This window comes from Micromonospora sp. NPDC004704, assembly GCF_053601675.1.
Map to the genome: position 1 here is coordinate 1 of NZ_JBSGCD010000077.1, position 1,585 is coordinate 1,585.

Sequence of the window (1,585 nt, forward strand, 5' to 3'; positions counted from 1 at the left end):
GTCCGGCGGCGTCCTACTCTCCCACACCCTCCCGAGTGCAGTACCATCGGCGCTGGAGGGCTTAGCTTCCGGGTTCGGAATGTAACCGGGCGTTTCCCCACCGCTATAACCGCCGTAACACTATCGACTTAACAAACAACCCAAAGGGTCTTGTTCGTTTGTCGGGAATCACACAGTGGACGCGTAGCACCTTAGTAATCAAGTCCTCGGCCTATTAGTACCGGTCAACTCAACCCGTTACCGAGCTTACATCTCCGGCCTATCAACCCAGTAGTCTAGCTGGGGGCCTTACCCCACAAAGTGGGTGGGATACCTCATCTTGAAGCAGGCTTCCCGCTTAGATGCTTTCAGCGGTTATCCCTTCCGAACGTAGCCAACCAGCCGTGCCCCTGGCGGGACAACTGGCACACCAGAGGTTCGTCCGTCCCGGTCCTCTCGTACTAGGGACAGCCCTTCTCAAGTATCCTACGCGCACGGCGGATAGGGACCGAACTGTCTCACGACGTTCTAAACCCAGCTCGCGTACCGCTTTAATGGGCGAACAGCCCAACCCTTGGGACCTGCTACAGCCCCAGGATGCGACGAGCCGACATCGAGGTGCCAAACCATCCCGTCGATATGGACTCTTGGGGAAGATCAGCCTGTTATCCCCGGGGTACCTTTTATCCGTTGAGCGACACCGCTTCCACTCGCAAGTGCCGGATCACTAGTCCCGACTTTCGTCCCTGCTCGACCTGTCAGTCTCACAGTCAAGCTCCCTTGTGTACTTGCACTCAACACCTGATTGCCAACCAGGCTGAGGGAACCTTTGGGCGCCTCCGTTACATTTTAGGAGGCAACCGCCCCAGTTAAACTACCCACCAGACACTGTCCCTGAACCGGATCACGGTCCGAAGTTAGATACCCAAATCAACCAGAGTGGTATTTCAAGATTGCCTCCACCCATACTGGCGTATGGACTTCACCGGCTCCCACCTATCCTACACAAGCTAATTCGGATACCAATGTCAAGCTATAGTAAAGGTCCCGGGGTCTTTCCGTCCTGCCGCGCGTAACGAGCATCTTTACTCGTAATGCAATTTCGCCGGGCCTGTGGTTGAGACAGTGGGGAAGTCGTTACGCCATTCGTGCAGGTCGGAACTTACCCGACAAGGAATTTCGCTACCTTAGGATGGTTATAGTTACCACCGCCGTTTACTGGCGCTTAAGTTCTCAGCTTCGCCCCCGAAAGAGCTAACCGGTCCCCTTAACGTTCCAGCACCGGGCAGGCGTCAGTCCATATACATCGAATTACTTCTTCGCATGGACCTGTGTTTTTAGTAAACAGTCGCTTCCCCCTGCTCTCTGCGGCCATACAACGCTCCACCCGCAAGGGGCTTCACGTCTCCGGCCCCCCTTCTCCCTAAGTTACGGGGGCAATTTGCCGAGTTCCTTAACCACAGTTCGCCCGATCGCCTCGGTATTCTCTACCTGACCACCTGTGTCGGTTTGGGGTACGGGCCGCTAAGAACTCGCTAGAGGCTTTTCTCGGCAGCATAGGATCACTGACTTCACCTGAATCGGCTCGGCATCACGTCTCAGCCTA

At 55.6% G+C, this 1,585-nt stretch carries 2 rRNA genes (1 of these 2 cut by a window edge); both read right to left on the minus strand.

Annotation, left to right across the window (positions count from 1 at the left end):
* A 5S ribosomal RNA gene (rrf, locus tag ACWEFB_RS38190) occupies positions 1 to 117 on the minus strand.
* Between the two features lie 77 nt (positions 118 to 194).
* Positions 195 to 1,585, minus strand: a 23S ribosomal RNA gene (locus ACWEFB_RS38195) (it continues 1,350 nt past the right edge of the window).